This window comes from Ruegeria sp. K3, from assembly GCF_056531845.1.
Window position 1 is genome coordinate 49,684 of record NZ_JBQFMM010000002.1, and the last position, 20,757, is coordinate 70,440.

Sequence of the window (20,757 nt, forward strand, 5' to 3'; positions counted from 1 at the left end):
CCGCGTGCTGGTATGAGGCATGCAACCGTTGGCATCATTGGGACCCGTATCATGAGCACGATCATCGACATCCACGCACGCGAAATACTGGACAGCCGGGGCAACCCGACGGTCGAAGTGGACGTGATTCTGGAAGACGGCACCATGGGCCGCGCCGCTGTGCCTTCAGGGGCGTCGACCGGCGCCTACGAGGCGGTGGAAAAGCGCGATGGTGACAAATCCCGTTACATGGGAAAGGGCGTGCTGGAAGCGGTCGCTGCCGTTAACGGTGAGATCGCCGAAGAACTGGTGGGCTTTGACGCGACCGAGCAGGTGGCCATCGATCAGGCGATGATTGAACTCGACGGGACCGAGAACAAGGGCCGTCTGGGCGCGAATGCTATCCTGGGTGTCTCGCTGGCGACGGCCAAGGCGGCGGCGGATTTCACCACGCAGCCTCTGTACCGCTATGTTGGCGGTACCTCGGCGCGCGTGCTGCCGGTGCCGATGATGAACATCATCAATGGCGGCGAACACGCCGACAACCCGATCGACATTCAGGAATTCATGATCATGCCGACCTCGGCCGCGAATATCCGCGAAGCCGTGCGCATGGGGTCGGAGGTGTTCCATACGCTCAAGCGTGAACTGTCGGCTGCCGGACTGGCCACCGGAGTGGGGGACGAAGGTGGTTTTGCCCCTAACATCGCTTCGACCCGTGAGGCACTGGATTTCATCCTGCAGGCGGTCGAAAAAGCGGGCTACAAACCCGGCGAAGAGATCCATCTGGCGCTGGACTGCGCCGCGACCGAATACTATCGCGACGGAAAATATGTTCTGTCGGGTGAAAACATCTCGCTGACCTCAGAGGAAAACGCAGAGTATCTGGCGACCTTGGTCAAAGATTACCCAATTATCTCGATCGAAGACGGCATGTCCGAGGACGATTGGGATGGCTGGAAAGCGCTAACTGATGCCATCGGCAACGAAGTACAACTGGTCGGCGACGACCTGTTCGTAACCAACCCAGAGCGTCTGGCAGAGGGGATCGATCGTGGCTGTGCCAACTCGATGCTGGTCAAGGTGAACCAGATTGGATCACTGACCGAAACTCTGCGCGCCGTCGATATGGCCCACCGTGCACGGTATACCAACGTGATGTCGCATCGCTCGGGCGAGACCGAAGATGCCACCATTGCCGATTTGGCTGTGGCGACCAACTGCGGGCAGATCAAAACCGGCTCGTTGGCGCGGTCGGACCGGTTGGCCAAATACAACCAGCTGATCCGCATCGAGGAATCGCTGGGTGAGGTCGCAGAATACGCCGGCGCGTCGATCCTAAAGCGCTGAGTTTGGCGTACTTGGTAAAACCAGATCAGGCCCCGGCAGAACGCCGGGGCCATTTTTTTTCTTTGCGTCATTGCCGATCCGTCTAAGCTGGGCATCGAAGGCCAACATGGGAGAGGGCGATTTATGACAACATCAAACGCATCGTTGGCGCTGGGGCGCTATTGATCCTGCCTCAGCTTGCAGGGGCTGATCGTCCGCCTCAGGCAGTGTGCCAGAAAATGGTGGAAGGCGATCCCAGCGGGCAGGTCACGATGGAGGAATGCCTGTGCACCTATAACGTCGCCAACACGGTTTTGGACGATGACATCAAAGAATTATTGTTCGAGTCCTGGTACACTGGTGAGAACATAACTGAACAATTGAATGCGCTGCCCAAATCCAAACGCGTGCCCCGGCAGTTCAAGACCATGGAGCAGACGTTCAATAAGAACTGCCGCTGATCGTTAAGCTAAACAAACATAAATGTCGTTATGTGTGAACTTGTTCCTATTGCGGCGCTGTGACTCCCGATAGTCTGCAAACATTGCAGAAAGGGGGACGATATGTCTGCTTCAAAGGTCTTTCTCGTAATTTCAATGCTTTGCGCGGGGATGCTGGCCGCATGTTCAGAGCCTGGAACCTATCCGATCACAGGGATGCAGGTTTCGCAGGATGATCCGGTGCAGGAAATGGCAAATCCGGCGGTAATCTTCCGGGGGGAATCGCGCTAAAGCGATTTGCTCATCAGCATGTAGCGATCGCGCGGTTTAAAACCTGACCGCAGATATAGTTTCTGCGCGGTTTCGTTGGTCCGATCGACCTCAAGATGCAGGGCGGTCAGACCGGCCTCGGCCAGCGCCTTGGGGAGATCATGCAGCACTTCGGTGGCGATACCGCGTCCGCGAACGGCGGGGCGGATGTAAATCTCATCCACAAAGGCATCCATGCCACCAAACTCGACCGACCAGCCGAAGGTGAGGATGACATAGCCCAGCGGCGCGCGGCCCGGACCGATCAGATATATGCACCCATGGGGTATTCCATCCAGCAGAGGGGCCAGCGCATTGCGACGTTTGTCGTCATCCTGCGCGATGCCGGATTCCGAGTGAAACGCTGCGACCAGCGCCATCAGTCGGTCCAGATCGTCGGGGCGGGCAAGGCGGAGTGCGGCGGTCATAGGCGGGCAAGTCTTTCTGTGAGAAGGTCGAAGAAACCTTGGGCATCCACGTCACCCATGAACATGGCGTTTGGTGCGCGATCAGTGACCCGCCACCAGTCGGCCACTGTCATACCCAACGTCAATTCTGATTGGGTTTCGATCTCAACATTGATGTGGCGGCCCGAGAACAGATCGGGCCGGATCAGATAGGCGGTGACGCAGGGGTCGTGCAGCGGTGCGCCCTCCGAACCGTATTTTTCCTTGTCGAAACGTTCGAAGAAATCGGTCATCTCTGCCACTGCATGACCAACCTTGCTGTCCAATGCCCGGAATGCATCGTTGCGATGGGGCGTGACAAGCGCATCATGTGTGACATCCAATGGCATTACGACGATATGAACGCCGGATTTAAACACAATATCAGCGGCTTCTGGGTCGACATAAATGTTGAATTCGGCTGCTGGTGTGATGTTTCCAACCTCAAAATACGCACCACCCATCAGCACGATTTCCTGCACCCGGTCAATAATATCGGGAGCTTTTTTGAACGCTGTTGCGATGTTGGTCAGCGGCCCCAGAGGGCAGAGCGTCACAGTGCCGGGCTCATGTGCGCGTAGGGTATCGATGATAAAATCGACCGCGTGACCTTCGGCCAGAGGCATTTCAGGATCTGGCAAAACAGGGCCGTCGAGCCCTGTTTTACCATGCACATGCTCGGCGGTGACGAGCGGGCGTTTCAGGGGGCGATCGCATCCGGCGTAGACGGGGATATCGGTGTGCCCCGCCAACTCGCACACGACGCGGGCGTTTTTGGCGGTCAGCTCCAAAGGCACGTTTCCAGCGACGGCGGTGATACCCAGAACCTCGATCTCTTCGGGGCTGGCAAGCGCCAGAAGAATGGCGACGGCGTCGTCCTGTCCGGGATCGGTGTCGATTATGATCTTGCGGGGCATAGGGGTCTCCGGGGGCGGTGAAGGTCGGACACTCGCAAGTGTCGCGGGACTTGTCTAGCCGAATTACGTGCCTGCCGGAGCATCCACCGGCGGGAGTTTGCCGTTGGCGCGGTGTTCCTCGATTTTCACCTCGTCCCACAGTGCGTCCATTTCGGCCAGATCACTTTGGGTGGGCGTTTTTCCGCGTTCGGCCAGCCGGGCTTCGACCTTCTCAAAACGACGAGTAAACTTGGCGTTTGTGCGGCGCAGGGCGGCCTCGGGTTCGATGCCTAAGTGGCGGCCGAGGTTGACAATCACGAACAGCAGATCGCCGAATTCATCCTCAAGCGCGTCGGCATCCATGCTGTCGCGCGCCTCTTCCAGCTCAGCGGCTTCCTCGGTGATCTTGGCGAGCACATGGCTGGCGTCAGGCCAGTCGAACCCTACGCGCGCGGCACGTTTCTGCAGCTTATGTGCGCGTAGCAGGGCGGGCAGGTTGGCGGCGACACCGTCTAGTGCACCTTTTTGTTCTTTTCCCGCACGTTCGGCGGCTTTGATGGTTTCCCAGTCCTTTGTCTGTTGATCCGCCGACTTGTCTCGGGACTCATCACCGAAGACATGTGGGTGACGGTTAACCATCTTGTCCGACATGGTGCGCACCACGTCCTGAAAGGTAAAATGCCCAGCCTCTTCAGCCATTTGCGCGTGGAAGACGGATTGGAACAGCAGGTCGCCCAGCTCTCCCTTCAATTCGTCATAAGCCTCGCGTTCGATGGCATCGGCGACTTCATAGGCTTCTTCGATCGTATAGGGCGCGATGGTCGAAAAATCCTGTTCGATATCCCACGGGCAGCCGGATTGAGGGTCGCGTAAGCGGCGCATGATTTCCAGCAAACGCTCGATACCTGCGTCCGTGTCGTGGATCAGAGGATTTTCGGCCATTGCGAACCCTTTCGTTCCGGTGTCAGATGCATCCATCCCGCAGTCAGGATCAGGAGTCCACCCCAGATGCCCGTCGTCAACCGAATTGCCGATTACGCCGCTGATATGGCCAAGTGGCGCCAGCACCTTCACACCATCCCCGAATTGGAGTTCGAATGCTATGAGACCGCCGCCTATGTGGCCGAGCGTCTGCGCGAGTTTGGGGTAGATGAACTGCATGAGGGAATCGCCAAAACCGGCATGGTCGCGATCATCAACGGGCAGGGCGAGGGACCGACTATTGGTCTGCGCGCTGACATGGATGCTCTGCCGATTACCGAGGAGACGGGCGTGGACTACGCCTCGAAAAACCCCGGTAAGATGCATGCCTGCGGTCATGACGGGCATACAACCATGCTGCTGGGTGCTGCGCGCTATCTGGCCGAAACGCGGAATTTTGCGGGCCGGGTTGCGCTGATCTTTCAGCCTGCCGAGGAAGAGGGCGGCGGCGCGGGCGTGATGGTTGAAGAAGGCATTATGGATCGGTTCAATATCTCTCAGGTTTACGGCATCCATAACACTCCGGGTCGGCCCGAGGGGCTGTTCGAAACCACGCCGGGGCCGCTGATGGCCGCAGTAGATACGTTTGAGATCCATATTCAGGGCGTGGGCGGCCACGGGGCAATGCCGCATGAGACGCGCGACCCAGTGATGGCAGCTTGCGGGATGGCGCAGGCGATCCAAACTATCGTCAGCCGCAACCACTATGCGCTGGACGATCTGGTGGTGTCGGTGACGCAGATACACACCGGAACAGTGAATAACGTGATACCTGATACCGCTTATCTGAACGGCACCGTTCGCACCTTTGATCCGGCCGTGCAAAGGATGGTCAAAGAGAGAATGGCGCAGATCGTGGCGGGGCAGGCGGCCTCGTACGGTGTTGAAGCCAAACTGGACTATCAGGAGGGTTATCCCGCCACTATCAACGACGCCGACAAGGCGGCATTCGCGGCTGAAGTGGCGCGGGATGTATCCGGCGCGGAACGCGTGAAAGATGATGCTGGGCGTGAGATGGGGGCAGAGGATTTTTCCTACATGCTGCAGGCCCGACCCGGTGCTTACCTGTTCATGGGGCAAGGAGATGGCGCGGGGCTGCACCATCCGAAATACAACTTCAATGACGACGTCGCGCCGATCGGAGCGTCCTTCTTCGCACGGATCGTCGAAAAGGCACAGCCGTTGGGCTGACAGGGAAAAGACATGGCACTGGAAGATGCAAAGAACCAGGTGGATGAGGCATTCACCAACCCCGATCTTAAGGGGCTGTCCTATGAAAACACCTTTGGCGGCGCGACTTCATTCCTGCGGCGGCTTTATACCAAAGACCTGACTGGTGCGGATATTGCTGTAACCGGCGTGCCTTTCGATCAGGCGGTGACAAACCGCCCCGGAACCCGGCTTGGCCCTCGCGCGATCCGTGAGGCGAGCGCGCTGCAATCGCCGGATGCGCCTTATGGCTGGCCTTTTGATGCTCTGAGTGAGCTGGCCATCGTGGATTATGGCGACATGGCCTATGACTACGCCAATATCCCGGCCTTTCCCGACACGCTGACCGACCACATTCGGACCATTCTGAAGGCCGATGTCGCTTCGGTCACGCTGGGCGGGGATCATTATATCAGCTTCCCGATCCTCAAAGCTTATGCCGAGAAATATGGGCCGATGTCGCTGCTGCAATTTGATGCGCATACGGACACCTGGGCCGATGACGACATGTCCCGCGTGGATCACGGGACGATGTTCTACAAGGCAGTGAAATCGGGGTTGGTTGATCCGAAACGCTCGGTTCAGGTGGGCATTCGCACTACAAACGAAGACACGTTGGGCGTCAACATCATCGACGCGCGCGAGGTTTACGAATCCGGCGCAGCCGCCGTGGCGCAGAAGATCAGGGGTATTCTGGGCGACAGCCCCGTGTACCTGAGCTTCGACATCGACGGTCTGGATCCTGCTTTTGCGCCCGGTACTGGTACGCCGGTCTGGGGTGGGCTGAGTTCGATTCAGGCGCAAATCATCCTGCGCGACATTGCCGGGATCAACCTCAAAGGTGGCGACGTGGTCGAGGTTTCTCCGCCGTATGACACCTCTGGTGCGACGGCGATTGCGGGGGCTCATGTGGCAACACAGATCATTTGCCTTTTGGGGTGGAACAAGCTGGTGAAGCCTTAACCTTTGGTTAGGCATAATCCCGGTATCTGCTTGGTGAGGCACCGGATCGGAGACATTACATGACCCAATACAACCAACCGATTGGCGGCAATGATCTGGCACGGTTTTCGGGGCCGAACACGTTTATGCGGTTGCCACAGGCGTCGTCGCTGGACGGGCTGGATGTGGCGATCCTGGGGGTTCCGATGGATATCGGCACTTCGTGGCGGTCGGGCACACGGTTCGGACCCAAGCAGATTCGCAGCGAAAGTGCGATGATCCGGCCCTATAACATGGCCAATGGCGCGGCACCGTTCGACCATTTGCAGATCGCAGATATCGGCGATCTGGCGATCAACACTTTCTCGCTTGCCGATAGTCTTAGGATCATCAAGGAAAGCTATGACGGCATTCTGGCGCAAGGTGTCATCCCGGTGGCGATGGGTGGGGATCACTCGATCACTTTGCCGATCCTGCGGGCGATGGCAGCCAAGCACGGGCCTGTGGCTCTGGTGCACGTGGACGCCCATGCTGACGTGAATGATGAGATGTTCGGTGAAAAGGAAACCCACGGCACTGTCTTCCGCCGCGCCTATGAGGAAGGGCTGATTGTCCCTGACAAGACCTTTCAGATCGGCATTCGAGGCTCGGGTTACGCCGCCAGCGACTTTACCGAGGCACAGGGTTGGGGGTTCCGTCAGTACCCGGCGTGGGAGCTGTGGCAACAGAACCTGACCGAAATCGGCTCTTTGATCCGTAAAACTGTTGACGATCACCCGGTCTATATCACCTACGATATCGACAGCCTCGATCCGGCCTATGCACCCGGAACAGGCACGCCCGAGATCGCAGGTCTGACCACTCCGCAGGCGCTGCAGTTGATCCATGCGCTGGCAGGCATGAATGTGGTGGGCTGCGATCTGGTCGAAGTATCTCCACCCTATGATCCGTCGGGCAATACGGCACTGACCGCAGCCAATCTACTGTTCGAGATGCTGTGCATTCTGCCCGGAGTGACGTCACGATAGGGGTGCGACGCCATCCTCTGACCGAGTAAGCAGGGCATAGCGGGAATGAATGGGCAGATAAAAATGTTGCTGTGGCTGTTGATTGCGGTGGGCCTTGCAATGGGGGCCTATATCAGACTTGCGCCTTCAGATCCTGTGCGCTGGCATGTGGCCCCTGAAGACACGGAACGAGACCTGAAGGGTGGTGTCGTTCGGGTCGTCGAAACCGGTCCTGATGGGCTGGCGCGTCTCGATAAAATTGCGCGCGCAACACCACGCACCAGTGTGCTGGCCGGATCGCTGGAAGAGGGCATGATCACCTATATCACCCGTACCAAGGTGTTCGGTTTTCCCGATTACACCACCGTGCAGCTAGACAGTGATACGCTGCGTATCTATGCAAGATTAAGATTTGGCCGGAAAGATTTCGGCGTCAATCGGGACCGGGTCACCCAATGGCTTGCTTTGCTGCAACCCTGACGACAAACAGCCCTCTTGCACCTCGCGCCACATGGGCACGTTCAGCGACATCTGGCATTGAGCCATGAACATGCGGCCGTCGACCTGCAGGCATATCATCTCTCCCAACTCGATGCGGGTGCCGGATTTGTCGGTGCAATAGCAGTCTTGCACTTTGCCTCCGGGGCCAACAACATCGGCCATTCCGGGCGTCGCAATGAGTGTCAGGGCTAAGATCAGTCGCTTCATGGCCCAAGCCTAGCACAAGGCAGGGCCTTGACCAAAGCCTCTGGATGATAGACACCGCGCGGATGATCCCCGAAGAACGCCTTGAACAGATAACTCAGCGATTCCAATACCTCGAAGCGGCCATGGCGGATGGTGCCTCGGGCGGGGATATTGCAGCTTTGGCAAAGGAATATTCCGACCTCAAGCCGGTGGTCGATCAGATCATGGCGTGGCGTCAGCTGGTTTCTGATCTGGCCGAGGCCGAGGCGATGTTGGCCGATCCGGACATGAAAGAGCTGGCCGAAGAGGAAATTCCAGAACTGCAGGCGCGTATCCCCGAGGCGGAGCATGCCTTGCAGCTGGCGCTGTTGCCCAAAGACGCGGCTGATGCGCGCCCGGCAATGCTGGAAATACGCCCCGGCACCGGCGGGGATGAGGCCGCGCTGTTCGCCGGAGACCTGTTGCGCATGTATCAACGCTATGCCGAAGCGCGGGGCTGGCAGTTCGAGATCATCGAGGAACAAGCGTCTGATCTTGGTGGGATCAAAGAGGTGGTGGCACATATCAAGGGCGACAATGTCTTTGCGCGGATGAAGTACGAATCCGGCGTGCATCGCGTGCAACGCGTGCCCGAAACCGAAAGCGGTGGGCGCATTCATACCTCGGCGGCGACGGTGGCGGTTTTGCCAGAGGCCGAGGATGTGGACATTCAGATCGATGCCAATGACATCCGTATTGACACGATGCGCAGCTCGGGCGCGGGGGGGCAGCACGTGAACACGACGGATTCGGCTGTGCGGATTACCCACTTGCCCAGCGGTATCGTGGTGACCAGTTCCGAGAAATCCCAGCACCGAAACCGTGAGATAGCGATGCAGGTGCTGAAAACGCGCCTTTATGATCTTGAACGGCAGCGGATCGACAGCGAACGCTCGGCGGATCGCGCCAGTCAGGTCGGTTCAGGTGACCGGTCGGAACGGATTAGGACGTATAACTTCCCGCAAGGCCGCATGACGGATCACCGCATTAACCTGACGCTTTATAAGCTGGATCAGGTGATGCAGGGCGATCTGGATGAGGTGATCGACGCGCTGACCGCAGATGATCAGGCTCGGCTTCTGGCCGAAATGGCGCAATGATTGCGGCGCTGACAGCCGCGCAGGCCATGGTCGCTGCAACCGCACGTTTGCGCGCAGCCGGTGTGCCTGATCCAGCGCGGGATGCGCGGGTGCTGCTGGCGCATGCGGCGCGGATCGAGGCCAGTCGGGTGACGCTGATCGCGCCCGAGGAGCTGCCGGTGGATATCGCGGAACGCTACGATCAATTGATCTCGCTAAGGGCCATCCGAGTGCCGGTATCGCATCTGCTGGGCGAGCGTGAATTCTATGGTCGGCGGTTTCGGGTCAGTCGCGATGTGCTGGACCCGCGCCCGGAGACCGAAGCATTGATTGAGGCGGCGCTGAGCGAGCCGTTTGATCATGTACTCGATTTGGGTGTGGGCTCGGGCTGTATCCTGATCACCTTGCTGGCCGAGCGGGCGAGTGCCTCGGGCGTCGGCGCCGACCTCAGCGAAGCTGCCTGTCTGCAGGCCAGCGCCAATGCAGTACAGCATCAGGTGCAGGCGCGCGTCGAGATTCGGCAATCTGACTGGTTCGAAAACATTGAAGGTCAGTTCGATCTGATTGTTTCGAATCCGCCCTATATTTCAGCTGACGAGATGCACGCGCTTTCCCCTGAAGTGCGCGAGCATGAGCCGCGCATGGCGCTGACGGATGAGGGCGACGGTCTGGATGCCTATCGCCGTATTGCGGCGTCGGCCCCGGATTATCTGATGCCCGGCGGGCGTATCCTGGTTGAAATTGGCCCGACACAGGGCGCTTATGTTTCTGCCCTTTTTGATGCCGCTGGTTTGACCGGCGTAAAGGTGATCCCCGATCTGGACAGGCGTGATCGTGTTGTGGGGGCCAGAATGCCGCCTTCTAAGCGAAACTGAGGCCGAAAAATGCCGATTGATGTAAAAAAGCTGCGACATTTTCGAGAATCCCCTTGTCTGAACGCTCAGGACATGTTTACTCAGGATTAGTCGGCGAGGTTGACGCTGTTTCAGCGCACCCCTGACGCCAAGCCCAAAAAGTCGATAGCGCGTAACGGCACAAGCCACTGAGCAGCGTTAGATACGGGTTGATCGACAGTGAATTGATAAGGCTGACGTAAAGTAAGATGAGATCTTCCAAATCCCGCTCGCGGGCCAAGAACAACCGCAATCGTCCTTCTGGCGGAAACGTCGTAAACCGGGTTTTTGACAGCTCGGGCCCCGAAGGCAAGGTGCGTGGCACACCGCAGCAGATCATTGACAAATACAACCAATTGGCGCGCGACGCTCAGCTGTCGAATGACCGCGTGGCAGCTGAGAACTTTCAGCAACACGCCGAGCACTATCTGCGCATGCTAAGCGAAGCGCAGCGCGAGATCGAAGCGCGCCGCGAAGAGCAAGAGCGCCAGAACCGCGAACGACAGGCCGAGCGTGATCGTGAACGCGCGGAGCGTCAGGAACGCGAAGCAGCCCGTCAGGCCGATCCGGCCGAGGCTCCGCAGCCGGACGTTGTGGATTTCGGGAATGAGGCGGCTGCGCCCGATACAGGGCTGGTCGAGACGCCGGAAAGCAAGGATGCCGAGCAACCCGAAGCGACCGAGCGTAAGGAAAAGCCGCGCCGCCCGCGCACCCGGAAGCCAAAGGCTGCCACCCCTGCGGCTGAGGATGCACCCGCTGACAAGGGCGACGCACCCGAGGCAGCTGAATAAGCGCTTTTCGATCATGAATTTAATGAAAACCCCGGGCAAAGGCCTGGGGTTTTTTCGTTCAGGGTTTGCGAATTTCGCGCGCGAGCGCGCAGAAGGCTTCGAGCGGGATCTGCTCGGCCCGGTCGGTGGGTTTGATTCCGGCTGCGATCAGGCGGTCCTCGATATCTGGCGCTGCCCCTTTCAGTGAGGCCCGCAGCATTTTGCGGCGCTGATTGAAGGCTGTGGCAACCACGCGCGACAGGGTTGCGGCGTCAGCGGGATAGCGGGGTTCGGGCAGGGCAGTCAGGTGAACCACGGCGCTTGAGACCTTGGGCGGTGGAGTGAAGGCTCCGGGTGGCAGGGACATCGCAATGCGCGCTTCGGCCCGCCATTGGGCAAGGATGGCGAGGCGGCCATAGGCCTTGTTGCCGGGTTGGGCCACGATCCGCTCGGCCACTTCACGTTGAAACATAAGGGTCAGGCTCTGCCAGAAGGGCGGCCATTCGGGCGGGGTGAGCCAGCGGACCAGAAGCTCGGTCCCAACATTGTAGGGCAGGTTGGCGGCCACCCGGATCGGAGGCGTCAGATGGGCCAGCGGCTCGATTTCCAGCGCGTCGCCGTTGATCACTTCCAGCTGGCCCGGATAGGCGGCGGCGATGTCGTTCAGGGCGGCGATGCAGCGGGTGTCCTTTTCCACGGCCACGACCTTGCGCGCGCCTTCGGACAGAAGCCCGCGAGTCAGACCTCCGGGGCCTGGGCCGATTTCAAGGACATCGCATTGAGTCAGATCACCCGCCTGCCGCGCGATCTTGGCGGTCAAGTTGAGGTCGAGCAGGAAGTTCTGGCCCAGCGACTTGCGGGCCGAAAGCTGGTGAGTTGCGATAACCTCGCGCAGCGGGGGGAGGGAGTCGATGGCGCTCATGACTTTACCGTCGCGCGGGTTGCGGGGAGAGCACCAGAGATTTTTTTGCCTCCGGCGGAGGTATTTGGGGCCAGATGAAGCATTAGCGGGACTGCGCCATTCGCTGGGCGAGCTTCAGGGCCTCGATCAGGCTGTTGGGGGTCGCGCTGCTTTGGCCCGCGATGTCCAGAGCGGTGCCGTGATCCGGCGAGGTCCGGACGAAGGGCAGGCCCAAGGTTACGTTCACACCGCGGTCGAAATCCAGTGTCTTGATCGGGATCAGGGCCTGGTCGTGATACATCGCAATCGCGGCATCATATCGCGTGCGCGCCGCGGCGTGGAACATGGTGTCTGCCGGGTGGGGTCCGGTCACGGTGCAATCGACTGGATTGAGGTCTGCGATCAGTGGCGCGATCCAGTCAAGCTCTTCCGTACCCATTTTCCCGCCTTCGCCCGCATGGGGGTTCAGCCCCGCGATGGCGATGCGAGGGTGGGGGATGCCGAATTGGGTGCGCAGGCCTTGGGCGGTGATCTCGATGGTTTCTTGCAGCACTTCTGGGGTGAGTGCGCTTGGGACCTGGGAGAGCGGGATGTGGATGGTGGCCGGAACCACGCGGAGCTGTTCGCTGGCCAGCATCATCACCACGCGTGACCGGCCTGCCAAAGTAGCAAGAAATTCGGTATGGCCGGGGAAGGCAAAGCCCGCACCGTCGATCAGCGCCTTTTTGTGGATCGGCGCGGTACAGAGTGCAGACGCCGCGCCGGATTTCACCAGTTCAACACCTTTTTCGATCGAGTCGATGACCGAAAGGGCGTTTGCCGGATCAGGATAGCCGGGCGTGTTCGGGGCGGGGAAGTCGAAATGCAGAACCGGGAGGGCCGAGGCGCTGGCCGATATTGCCTCAGTCGGGTCGGCGATCCGGGCAATGGGTGTTTCTTCGGGCAGATGCGATGCGTCGCCGATATAGAAGAATGGACAGGTTTCGCGCAGGGCTGCCCAAGCTTTGGCTGCGATTTCGGCCCCGATCCCGGCGGGCTCACCGCAGCTTAGCGCGATTGGGGCGATCATTGTTCGATGATGACAGCGTCGGCCCTGAGCTGTTCCAGCAGGCTGTTTGCAAGGGCCTGTAACCGTTGCTGGGTCAGTGCGTTTGCCACGTCCACACGGGTGGTATCTTCGCCCAGGTTGCGGGTGCGATTGCACAGCATCAGGAACATCAGCGTCTGCCCGTTGTTGCGCGTCAGCGTGGCCGATGCCTCATTTGGATCAAGCTTGGCCAGCTCAAGCGCTACGTCGCGTGGAATCGCCGAGGGGCTTTGGGTAAGGCGTTCCAGCACGTCGGGCGATTGATCTTTGGCGATGCCGTAGAGGTCATCGCAGGTGTCGATCTCTTCCTTGAGCTTTTCGGCTTTCGCAAGCGTTTCGGCGCTGCGGCCACCGGGAAGGTAGTAGATCGCGTAGTCGATCTCGGAATAGGTTGGGGCACCTGCGGCAACTTCGCGGATGCCGCGCATCTGGAACAGAGCCACGGCGTTCGGGAGCGAAAGTGGGTCGGTGATCTCACCGTTTTTCAAGCCCAGAATGACGGGTTGCAGGGCCGGAGGCAGGTTGTTGAGCGACAGCCAATCCAGTCGCCCGCCATTCTCGCGTGTGGCAGCGGCAGAGTATTGCGTAGCAGCCGAAGAAAAGCTGTCTTGATCGGGAAGTTGTGAGATTTCATCGGCCAGGGCTTCAGCCTGCGCCAGGGTCTGCGGTGTTACCGGAATGATAATTTCGGACAACAGAACCTGCAGGCCGCCGCCGCCACCCTGACCCAGTGCGCGGTTGATCTCATCTTCCGAGGGGCGAGCCTGCGACAGAAAGCGGGTACTGACAAAGTCGCGCCAGGACAGTTGATCGGCAACAAAATCCCGGACGGTTTCCTTTGATACGCCCGCATCGTTGAGCAGCTGCAGAAACTCTTCGCTGCTAAGGTTGCCGCGCGAGGCGAATTCATCAATCCCGGTCTGGATATCTTCGGGTGCGGCTTCGATGCCGGCATCGCGCATCGCCTGTTTGCGCAGACGATCCTCGATCAGGGCTTCGCGGACTTCGCGCTCGGAACTGCCCGGAACACCGAGCAGTTCGAGAAACTGCTGACGTTGTTGAAGTTCATACCAGGTGACAATGTCCTGATTGACCCGGATTGCAGGCGAGAACAGGCTTTGAGCCTGGACCTGTGGTGTGGCCATTGCAACAAGCGCGGCAGCCAGCACCGGCAGCACCGATCTACGGCAGCCAGAGCGGAGAGATTTTGTGAAACCTGAGATCAACTGCATCTTCTCTTAAACTTCTGTCCATCGCCTTCGACGGAATACCCTGTCAGGGCAACGGTAAAGCCGAATTCTGTCGAAGGCTCAATACTTGATGTGGAGGTAAAGCGTCTGTTGACGTTCACATTTACCTGCACACACTCATTTTCGTAGGTCACGCCGAACCCAAGGCGGAGTGGTTCGGATTCGCTGAAATCATAGCGTGCGCTAGCAAGGGTTAGCCAATTTTGGTCTACGCGGTAGCGGCCACCGACCCGTAGTTCCGAGATTTCATCATTATTTGCTTCAGCAGGATCAGGTTCGAGCCAGATGTACCCGCCGGAGATTGCCGTATCTCCATTAGACCAGCCTGCACGAATTTCAGCTTTGGTAAAACTGAAATCGCTGTTTAAAAGCCCACGCGCGGCCAATGTCAGCCCCTTGCCGTTATTCAATTGCCCGGCAAGCAGAATGTCGGACTTGGTACCCTGCAGCCCCGATGTGAGCGTGAAATCCGGATCCGCATCGGACCGGAAGACCTGTCCGATTGTCGCCAGCGCCCGCCAGCCGTCAGCGTTGTACCGAGACCAGTTCAGGCCCACAACGGCTGTTGCACCGTCTTCGCGGCGGTCGGGGGCCGGAAAGCGCGAAAGGGACAAAAGATTGCCCTGATCGAGTTCCTGAAAGGTACTTTCATCGTTGGGAACGTCATTGTTCGAAACATGCGTCCAACCAATTTGCGCGATTGGCTCAAGGATTTGTGTTGCACCGGACTGCTCGCGGCGCAGCATGGGGTAGCGCAGGGTAAAAGCTGCACGCGGGGTCGAGCGGGTTACATTGTTCGGAAACTCGCTGTCATTGCGGATATTGAAGGTATCCACTGACGCGCCCACCAATGCTTCTGCACGTAATCCGGTCGCAAAGGTCCAGTTGCGCAACCATTCCGCATCGAATGTTGCCCTGGCGACGTCGCGACCAATAATATCTTCGTCACTGGTTCGCGTGTGGGTGTGACCATCGAGGCTTAGTTCAACTTCACCCCCTAAGGTGCTGGGGAAGAATCGCTTTCGATAGTTGATGTCGAAGACACGCGATGGGATTTCATCCTGATTTTCGCTATCCCGAAGGGACTTGTAGTGGATGAAGCTGGTTCTGAATGCGGTATCACGCTTGATCCGCTCAAGTGCAATTTCGCTACGCAAGCGGTCAAAATCGGGCAAGCCGTAATCTGCCAGATACGAGTCATCCGAAGTTGTTTTGATATCGAATGTCAGCCGGTAGTCATTTCCAAGACCGAACCGGCCATCGGCGAAGAAATACCCCCGATCCTGACCGGGCTGCAGGTCGTCGCGTGTATAAGAGCCCCGCAGCCGAATGCGCCCGCGTTTGAATGCCTGTCGGTAACGAAACCCAAGTGTGCGGGTCTTGGACGACAGATACGGCGTCAGAGTCAGGTCCTTGTGATCTCCGATCTTGAAGAAATACGGCACCTGAACGCCAGTGCCCAGTTGCGAAGTGGTGCGGATCGACGGCACGAGAAAGCCGGTCGCCCGCTCAAGTGTCGGGTCGGGTAGGCGCAGCGTGGGAAAGTAGAAGACCGGGACATCAAGTATTCGGAACTGTGCGCCTTCGAAATAGAGCTGCCGTTCAAGCTGGTCATGGGTCACTTTACGGGCGCGAATTTGCCAGATCGGGGGTCTGCCATTCGCGCAGACATGACATGAGGTTGCGGCGACCTTGCTGAATTGCGTGTAGCGACCTGCCGCACGGGTGGCCTGGACTGAGGCGATCTGCACTTGCTGGTCAAAGACCATGCGCGCGCCCATCAAAAGGCCATTTTGTATCCCGCTGTCCAACTGCGCGGAATCGGCCAGCAATGTGCTGTTCCCGCCTTGATCGATCCGGATTGGGCCGGTCAGGGTCAGCTCGCCGGTTTCGCGATCATAGGTGACGCTTTGCGCTGTCAGTTTGACGTCGCCTTGGAAGGCCTCGACATTCCCCTCTGCGACCAGTTTGCGATCCGGGGTAATGAATATCTCATCGGCCACCAGTAGCGCGGGTTGATTCTGTTCAGTCGCGTCAGCCTCGCTGGCGGCACCTTCTGGTTCGGACTGTGCGGCAACTGCTGCTGGCAGCGAGAGGATCAGTGCGCTCGACAGCAACAAAGACAGGACGGAGCGCATCAGCCATCCTCCGCATGGAGCAACAGTCCCAGAGACAGTAGAATGCCCGCAAAGGGTGGGGCCCAAGCCGAGACCAGAATAGGTAATTGCCCGTTTTCGCCAAGAATTTGGGCGAAATTCCGGATGAAGTAGATACCGAACCCCAGCAATACAGCGGTCAGCACGGCAACTCCGGTGCCGCCGAACCGGACATGGCGCATTGTGAAGGCGGCCCCGATCAGAACCATCGAAACCAGAAACAGGGGTCGCGCAAGTTGTACTTGCAGCCAGACCTCATATTGCTTGGTTGAAAATCCCGCCTCGCCCAGATCACGAATCAACTGCGGCAGATCATAGACCGAAACTGAATCCTTTTGCCCGAGAGTGTCCAGAATCCGGTCTCTGGTCAGCGTTGTGGGTAGGTTCAGGATCTCATGGCTGGTGGCATTTGCTTCGGGATTGAGATCGTCCTGAATGGGCCAGATTTTGGCCTGATGCAAGGTCCAGAAACCATCCTCCAGATCAGCTTGCTGGGCCGAGATTTGCTGGTTCGGCTTGCCGTCGGATGAGAACGTTGTGATGGTCACGTTCTGCAGGGCGAACCGGTCGCCGTTGACAGTGCCGGTTGCGTGAATCACCGACTGACCGTTGGCTGAGCTCTGGCGCAGCCACAACCCCTCGCGGCTGATGGACAGGGCTGAGCCACCCTGGTTGCGATAGCCATCGGACAAGCGTTGGAACTCTTCCGATGTCGCGGCCGCGATGGGATTCAGCAAAGTCACAGCAAGTGCGCCGATGGTCAGCGCAAGCAACACGGGCGCTAGCAGGGCTCGGATACCGGATCGCCCGATTGCGCGGGTCACGACCAGTTCGGAGCTGCGGGCGAGGCCGACAAACAGCGCGATCGTGGCCAGGATCATCAGCAGAGGCAACATCTCGCTGATCGCGGCTGGTGTGTTCAGCAACGTCAGTTGCAGCAACTGGCCAAAGGATAGGTCAACACCATCGAACCGCCGCACCTGTTCAATCAGATCGATCAGGATCATCAAGGTCAGAAAAATACCGCCGATTACAAGAAAGCTTTGAATAAAGCGGCGGGCAAAATAGCGGTCGAGGATCACTTGGGCATCCCCGTCAAACCCCGGCATCCAAGAATCACAATCGGGCATGGAATCATGCGCGACGGCCTGTAACTGCCGATTGGTGTCACGTTCTCTCCCCCGAGCCTGCCGTTATTTTCGCGCGACCATAATGCAATTGCCCGGCGGGGAAAACTGCTATCTGGTCAACGGTGGCCGCGCGGGCTAGGTCTTGGGCAACGCATTTTTCAGGAGAATGATATGAGCAGTCTTGTGCCCGTCCGATTCACCCCCTTTGACCTTGATGCGATAGCGCAAACCGAAGGGCGCCTGGCCATTCTCATTCCCGCCGATGGTAAGATGAGCCCCGCCGCGCGTCGAGCCAATCGCCTGACCAAAGGCGCGGTTGCGCGACTGGTCGAAAGCGAGCGGTTCAGCAAGGTCAAATCGGGTAATGTTATTTCGCTGGCCTGGCCTGCCGGAATGGTGGCCGAGGCGCTGGATATTCTGGTGTTGCCGCGCCGTCCCGACGCGGACGAGGCACGCAAGGCCGGGGCCAATCTGGCGAAAGCTGCAGCGGGCAAACCCGTGCTGGTCATGGCCGCCAATCACGCGCGTATCGAAGAACTGGCCTTGGGCATGGTGCTGCGGACCTATGATTTTGATGTCCACAAGACCAAGGAGGCCGATCCGGCAGGCGAGATCACCATCGGTCACTCCAAGCCGGAGGAGGCCGAAGCTGACTTTGCGCCGCTCTATGCCGTCGCAGACGGTGTGCGCATGACACGAGATCTGACAAATGAACCCGCGAATGTGCTGACGACAACTGAGTTCGCGGACAGGTTGGTCGAGATGGAATCGCTGGGCCTGAAGGTGGAGGTTCTGGAAGAGGACAAGCTGGCCGAACTGGGCATGCGTACACTGCTGAGCGTCGGGCAGGGCTCGGTCAGCCCCTCGAAAGTTGTGGTGATGCAATGGGACGGCGGCGACAAGGATGACGCGCCACTGGCCTTGGTCGGTAAGGGCGTCGTGTTCGATACCGGCGGTATCTCGCTTAAGCCGGCCGGAGGCATGGAAGACATGACCATGGACATGGGCGGCGCGGGTGTTGTTGCCGGAACCATGCGAGCGTTGGCTAAGCGCAACGCCAAAGCCAATGTCGTGGGGCTGGTCGGGTTGGTCGAAAACATGCCCTCGGGCAATGCCTCTCGCCCGGGCGATGTGGTCACTTCGATGAAAGGCGACACTGTCGAGATCATCAACACCGATGCCGAGGGTCGTTTGGTTCTGTGTGACGTCATGTGGTACGCGCAGGATCGGTTCCAGCCGGTGGGCATGATCGATCTGGCCACTCTGACGGGCGCGGTCATCATTGGTCTTGGGCATGAGAATGCCGGTGTGTTTTCAAACAATGACACCTTCTGCAACGCCTTCCTGAAGTCGGCCAAGGCCGAGGACGAGGGCGCATGGCGGCTGCCCTTGGGTGAAGGCTACGACAAACAACTTAAATCGCGCATTGCGGATATGAAGAACGTAGGCGGGCGGCCCGCAGGTTCGATCACCGCAGCGCAGTTCCTGCAGCGTTTCGTCAAGGAAGAGACGCCGTGGATTCACTTGGATATCGCAGGTGTGGCCTCTGTCTCTTCCGAGACCGCTTATGCACCGAAAGGGGCCACGGGCTGGGGCGTCCGCGCGCTAAGCCGGTTCGTGCAGGACAATTTCGAGTAAGCGCATGGGTGCCGTCTATTTCTACCACCTGACCCGTCAGCCGTTGGAGCACACATTGCCTGTGCTGCTCGACAAGGCACGGCAGGCCGGATGGCGGATTGCCGTGCGGGGTGTCGACCCTGCGCGGATGGACTGGCTGGATGAGAAATTGTGGCTGGGACCTGAGGACGGGTTCCTGCCGCATGGCCGCGAAGGTGGCCCGCACGACGCGGCACAGCCCGTTCTGCTGACGACCGGCCAAGGGGCAGCAAATGGCGCGACCTGTGTAATGGCTGTCGATGGGGCAACGGTTGAGGCGGAGGAAGTTTCGACCATGGAGCGTTTCTGCATTCTGTTCGACGGGAATGATCCGGAGGCGGTTCAACATGCGCGCGGGCAGTGGAAGGCTCTGACCGGGGCGGGGTGTTCGGCACAGTATTGGTCCGAGGAATCCGGACGATGGGAGAAAAAGGCTGAGGCTTGATCAGCCACAAATATATTTTAGGAGATTTCAAATGGATATGAAGCCTTTGGGCCGCACCGGGATCATGGTGTCGGATTTATGTCTTGGGACAATGACCTTTGGTACTCAGACCTCGGAAACGGAGGCGCACCGCCAGATGGACATGGCGCTTGCGGGTGGGATCAACTTTGTCGACGCGGCTGAGATGTATCCGGTGAACCCGATCTCGGCAGAGACGGTCGGGCGGACCGAGGAAATACTTGGCATTTGGAATGCCGCCAATCGTTCGCGTCGAGGGGAATATGTGCTGGCGACGAAACACTCCGGTGAAGGGTTCGTGCATGCGCGCAATGGCGCCCCAATCTCGAAAGAGACCATACCTGAGGCGATAGAGGGTTCACTGCGTCGTCTACAGACTGATTGCATAGATCTCTATCAGTTCCACTGGCCAAATCGTGGCAGCTACATGTTCCGACAGAACTGGGACTATGCGCCCTTGGGTCACAACCGTGACGAGATTATGGACGAGATGCGCGAAAGCCTGATCGCTCTGCAGGCGCAGGTGGACAAGGGCAATATCCGTGCCTTTGGTCTGTCGAATGAAAGCGCTTGGGGTACCGCTCAGTGGTTGCGGGCGTCGGATGAGGTTAGTGGACCTCGGGTCGCGTCGATCCAGAACGAGTATTCTTTGCTCTGCCGGTTATTCGATACCGACCTGGCTGAATTGTGTCTTCTGGAAGATGTCGGGTTGCTGTCCTTTTCGCCTTTGGCTGCGGGTTTCCTGACCGGGAAGTATCAAGGCGGGGCTATTCCAGAAGGGTCGCGCATGGCGCTAGTGCCGAATATGGGCGGACGCAAAACGGATCGCGTGTATGATGCCGTGGCTGCTTATCTAGAAATCGCGCAGCGACACGGGTTGGACCCCGTGCACATGTCCTTGGCGTGGTGTTGCAGCCGGCCGTTTATGGGATCGACCATTTTCGGCGCGACGACTGTGGCGCAGCTAGAACATATTCTGGCGGGTAAGGATTTGAAGCTGTCGTCCGAAGTGATGGCCGAGATCAGTGCGGCGCATCGGGCGTTTCCGATGCCATATTGAAGGGATGGGGGCTCTGCCCCCGTCGCCTTTGGCGACTCCCCCGAGGTA

At 58.8% G+C, this 20,757-nt stretch carries 22 protein-coding genes; 13 read left to right on the top strand and 9 right to left on the bottom strand.

Annotated elements, in window-relative coordinates:
• The first annotated feature begins 51 nt into the window (after positions 1–51).
• The 3 genes from eno to ACR0MP_RS04010 all read left to right on the top strand — a co-directional run bounded on the left by eno (position 52) and on the right by ACR0MP_RS04010 (position 2,039).
• Positions 52–1,329 carry a phosphopyruvate hydratase gene (gene eno, locus ACR0MP_RS04000; RefSeq protein WP_170406273.1) on the top strand — a complete coding sequence of 426 codons (1,278 nt, stop codon included), beginning with the start codon at positions 52–54 and terminating at the stop codon, positions 1,327–1,329.
• Positions 1,330–1,490: 161 nt separating this feature from the next.
• Positions 1,491–1,769 carry a hypothetical protein gene (locus ACR0MP_RS04005; RefSeq protein ID WP_170406271.1) on the top strand — a complete coding sequence of 93 codons (279 nt, stop codon included), beginning with the start codon at positions 1,491–1,493 and terminating at the stop codon, positions 1,767–1,769.
• Positions 1,770–1,871: 102 nt separating this feature from the next.
• Positions 1,872–2,039 carry a hypothetical protein gene (locus ACR0MP_RS04010; protein WP_170396730.1) on the top strand — a complete coding sequence of 56 codons (168 nt, stop codon included), beginning with the start codon at positions 1,872–1,874 and terminating at the stop codon, positions 2,037–2,039.
• On the opposite strand, the gene ACR0MP_RS04015 is transcribed toward ACR0MP_RS04010, so the two are convergent.
• The 3 genes from ACR0MP_RS04015 to mazG all read right to left on the bottom strand — a co-directional run bounded on the left by ACR0MP_RS04015 (position 2,036) and on the right by mazG (position 4,341).
• Positions 2,036–2,485 carry a GNAT family N-acetyltransferase gene (locus ACR0MP_RS04015; RefSeq protein WP_170734901.1) on the bottom strand — a complete coding sequence of 150 codons (450 nt, stop codon included), beginning with the start codon at positions 2,483–2,485 and terminating at the stop codon, positions 2,036–2,038. The two genes, ACR0MP_RS04010 and ACR0MP_RS04015, sit on opposite strands and share 4 nt — an antisense overlap.
• Positions 2,482–3,420, bottom strand: a complete 939-nt coding sequence (locus tag ACR0MP_RS04020; RefSeq protein ID WP_170406263.1) for a nucleoside hydrolase — start codon at positions 3,418–3,420, stop codon at positions 2,482–2,484. Before ACR0MP_RS04020 ends, ACR0MP_RS04015 begins: the two co-directional genes overlap by 4 nt.
• Positions 3,421–3,483: 63 nt before the next feature.
• Positions 3,484–4,341, bottom strand: coding sequence for a nucleoside triphosphate pyrophosphohydrolase (gene mazG / locus ACR0MP_RS04025; protein ID WP_170465284.1), 858 nt, complete (start codon positions 4,339–4,341; stop codon positions 3,484–3,486).
• A gap of 66 nt (positions 4,342–4,407) precedes the next feature.
• Here mazG and ACR0MP_RS04030 point away from each other — a divergent pair, with 66 nt between their 5' ends.
• From ACR0MP_RS04030 to ACR0MP_RS04045, 4 genes are read left to right on the top strand one after another with little or no spacing between them, the layout of a single operon-like run.
• Positions 4,408–5,571 carry a M20 aminoacylase family protein gene (locus tag ACR0MP_RS04030; RefSeq protein WP_170422051.1) on the top strand — a complete coding sequence of 388 codons (1,164 nt, stop codon included), beginning with the start codon at positions 4,408–4,410 and terminating at the stop codon, positions 5,569–5,571.
• A 12-nt stretch (positions 5,572–5,583) separates the two neighbouring features.
• A complete protein-coding gene (gene speB / locus ACR0MP_RS04035; protein ID WP_480886950.1) occupies positions 5,584–6,552 on the top strand; it encodes an agmatinase in 969 nt (322 codons plus the stop codon).
• Positions 6,553–6,611: 59 nt separating this feature from the next.
• The gene (gene speB, locus ACR0MP_RS04040; protein ID WP_170817855.1) at positions 6,612–7,559 is read left to right on the top strand and encodes an agmatinase; all 948 of its coding nucleotides are present in this window, start codon (positions 6,612–6,614) and stop codon (positions 7,557–7,559) included.
• Positions 7,560–7,604: 45 nt separating this feature from the next.
• The gene (locus ACR0MP_RS04045) at positions 7,605–8,018 is read left to right on the top strand and encodes a DUF1499 domain-containing protein (protein WP_480886953.1); all 414 of its coding nucleotides are present in this window, start codon (positions 7,605–7,607) and stop codon (positions 8,016–8,018) included.
• Here the strand turns inward: ACR0MP_RS04045 and ACR0MP_RS04050 are convergent.
• On the bottom strand, positions 7,944–8,246 hold the full coding sequence (locus ACR0MP_RS04050; RefSeq protein WP_170509520.1) for a hypothetical protein: 303 nt from the start codon (positions 8,244–8,246) through the stop codon (positions 7,944–7,946). The genes ACR0MP_RS04045 and ACR0MP_RS04050 overlap by 75 nt on opposite strands.
• 62 nt (positions 8,247–8,308) lie before the next feature.
• Here ACR0MP_RS04050 and prfA point away from each other — a divergent pair, with 62 nt between their 5' ends.
• The 3 genes from prfA to ACR0MP_RS04065 all read left to right on the top strand — a co-directional run bounded on the left by prfA (position 8,309) and on the right by ACR0MP_RS04065 (position 11,027).
• Positions 8,309–9,364 carry a peptide chain release factor 1 gene (gene prfA, locus ACR0MP_RS04055; protein ID WP_170406464.1) on the top strand — a complete coding sequence of 352 codons (1,056 nt, stop codon included), beginning with the start codon at positions 8,309–8,311 and terminating at the stop codon, positions 9,362–9,364.
• Positions 9,361–10,218, top strand: coding sequence for a peptide chain release factor N(5)-glutamine methyltransferase (gene prmC / locus ACR0MP_RS04060; RefSeq protein ID WP_170610984.1), 858 nt, complete (start codon positions 9,361–9,363; stop codon positions 10,216–10,218). The genes prfA and prmC overlap by 4 nt, the downstream gene beginning before the upstream one ends.
• Positions 10,219–10,445: 227 nt before the next feature.
• Positions 10,446–11,027, top strand: a complete 582-nt coding sequence (locus tag ACR0MP_RS04065) for a DUF4167 domain-containing protein (protein ID WP_170396747.1) — start codon at positions 10,446–10,448, stop codon at positions 11,025–11,027.
• A 58-nt stretch (positions 11,028–11,085) separates the two neighbouring features.
• On the opposite strand, the gene rsmA is transcribed toward ACR0MP_RS04065, so the two are convergent.
• The 5 genes from rsmA to lptG all read right to left on the bottom strand — a co-directional run bounded on the left by rsmA (position 11,086) and on the right by lptG (position 17,482).
• A complete protein-coding gene (gene rsmA / locus ACR0MP_RS04070; RefSeq protein ID WP_170396749.1) occupies positions 11,086–11,928 on the bottom strand; it encodes a 16S rRNA (adenine(1518)-N(6)/adenine(1519)-N(6))-dimethyltransferase RsmA in 843 nt (280 codons plus the stop codon).
• Positions 11,929–12,010: 82 nt separating this feature from the next.
• Entirely contained in the window at positions 12,011–12,976 is a 966-nt protein-coding gene (gene pdxA, locus ACR0MP_RS04075) for a 4-hydroxythreonine-4-phosphate dehydrogenase PdxA (protein WP_170406239.1), read from the bottom strand.
• Positions 12,973–14,226 carry a peptidylprolyl isomerase gene (locus tag ACR0MP_RS04080; protein ID WP_170406236.1) on the bottom strand — a complete coding sequence of 418 codons (1,254 nt, stop codon included), beginning with the start codon at positions 14,224–14,226 and terminating at the stop codon, positions 12,973–12,975. The genes pdxA and ACR0MP_RS04080 overlap by 4 nt, the downstream gene beginning before the upstream one ends.
• Positions 14,217–16,382: an LPS assembly protein LptD gene (locus ACR0MP_RS04085; RefSeq protein WP_170406233.1), complete on the bottom strand. Its 2,166-nt coding sequence runs from the start codon at positions 16,380–16,382 to the stop codon at positions 14,217–14,219. The genes ACR0MP_RS04080 and ACR0MP_RS04085 overlap by 10 nt, the downstream gene beginning before the upstream one ends.
• Entirely contained in the window at positions 16,382–17,482 is a 1,101-nt protein-coding gene (gene lptG / locus ACR0MP_RS04090; protein WP_170406461.1) for an LPS export ABC transporter permease LptG, read from the bottom strand. The genes ACR0MP_RS04085 and lptG overlap by 1 nt, the downstream gene beginning before the upstream one ends.
• Positions 17,483–17,701: 219 nt before the next feature.
• Between lptG and ACR0MP_RS04095 the strand changes: the two genes are divergently transcribed.
• Genes ACR0MP_RS04095 through ACR0MP_RS04105 form a run of 3 tightly spaced genes read left to right on the top strand, consistent with a single transcriptional unit; the run spans position 17,702 to position 20,709 of the window.
• Entirely contained in the window at positions 17,702–19,168 is a 1,467-nt protein-coding gene (locus ACR0MP_RS04095; protein WP_480886956.1) for a leucyl aminopeptidase, read from the top strand.
• Positions 19,169–19,172: 4 nt separating this feature from the next.
• On the top strand, positions 19,173–19,631 hold the full coding sequence (locus tag ACR0MP_RS04100) for a DNA polymerase III subunit chi (protein ID WP_480886958.1): 459 nt from the start codon (positions 19,173–19,175) through the stop codon (positions 19,629–19,631).
• A 31-nt stretch (positions 19,632–19,662) separates the two neighbouring features.
• Positions 19,663–20,709 (top strand): aldo/keto reductase, encoded by a 1,047-nt coding sequence (locus tag ACR0MP_RS04105; RefSeq protein WP_480886960.1) that lies wholly within the window; start codon positions 19,663–19,665, stop codon positions 20,707–20,709.
• Positions 20,710–20,757 lie beyond the last annotated feature (48 nt).

Coding starts and splice junctions, on each gene's coding strand:
- ACR0MP_RS04085 (WP_170406233.1), bottom strand. CDS start 16,382: ATGCGCTCCGTCCTGTCTTTGTTGCTGTCGAGCGCACTGATCCTCTCG.
- speB (WP_480886950.1), top strand. CDS start 5,584: ATGGCACTGGAAGATGCAAAGAACCAGGTGGATGAGGCATTCACCAAC.
- ACR0MP_RS04010 (WP_170396730.1), top strand. CDS start 1,872: ATGTCTGCTTCAAAGGTCTTTCTCGTAATTTCAATGCTTTGCGCGGGG.
- ACR0MP_RS04105 (WP_480886960.1), top strand. CDS start 19,663: ATGGATATGAAGCCTTTGGGCCGCACCGGGATCATGGTGTCGGATTTA.
- ACR0MP_RS04100 (WP_480886958.1), top strand. CDS start 19,173: ATGGGTGCCGTCTATTTCTACCACCTGACCCGTCAGCCGTTGGAGCAC.
- prfA (WP_170406464.1), top strand. CDS start 8,309: ATGATCCCCGAAGAACGCCTTGAACAGATAACTCAGCGATTCCAATAC.
- eno (WP_170406273.1), top strand. CDS start 52: ATGAGCACGATCATCGACATCCACGCACGCGAAATACTGGACAGCCGG.
- speB (WP_170817855.1), top strand. CDS start 6,612: ATGACCCAATACAACCAACCGATTGGCGGCAATGATCTGGCACGGTTT.
- ACR0MP_RS04015 (WP_170734901.1), bottom strand. CDS start 2,485: ATGACCGCCGCACTCCGCCTTGCCCGCCCCGACGATCTGGACCGACTG.
- ACR0MP_RS04030 (WP_170422051.1), top strand. CDS start 4,408: ATGCCCGTCGTCAACCGAATTGCCGATTACGCCGCTGATATGGCCAAG.
- mazG (WP_170465284.1), bottom strand. CDS start 4,341: ATGGCCGAAAATCCTCTGATCCACGACACGGACGCAGGTATCGAGCGT.
- ACR0MP_RS04050 (WP_170509520.1), bottom strand. CDS start 8,246: ATGAAGCGACTGATCTTAGCCCTGACACTCATTGCGACGCCCGGAATG.
- ACR0MP_RS04045 (WP_480886953.1), top strand. CDS start 7,605: ATGAATGGGCAGATAAAAATGTTGCTGTGGCTGTTGATTGCGGTGGGC.
- ACR0MP_RS04020 (WP_170406263.1), bottom strand. CDS start 3,420: ATGCCCCGCAAGATCATAATCGACACCGATCCCGGACAGGACGACGCC.
- ACR0MP_RS04095 (WP_480886956.1), top strand. CDS start 17,702: ATGAGCAGTCTTGTGCCCGTCCGATTCACCCCCTTTGACCTTGATGCG.
- rsmA (WP_170396749.1), bottom strand. CDS start 11,928: ATGAGCGCCATCGACTCCCTCCCCCCGCTGCGCGAGGTTATCGCAACT.
- pdxA (WP_170406239.1), bottom strand. CDS start 12,976: ATGATCGCCCCAATCGCGCTAAGCTGCGGTGAGCCCGCCGGGATCGGG.
- prmC (WP_170610984.1), top strand. CDS start 9,361: ATGATTGCGGCGCTGACAGCCGCGCAGGCCATGGTCGCTGCAACCGCA.
- ACR0MP_RS04080 (WP_170406236.1), bottom strand. CDS start 14,226: ATGCAGTTGATCTCAGGTTTCACAAAATCTCTCCGCTCTGGCTGCCGT.
- ACR0MP_RS04065 (WP_170396747.1), top strand. CDS start 10,446: ATGAGATCTTCCAAATCCCGCTCGCGGGCCAAGAACAACCGCAATCGT.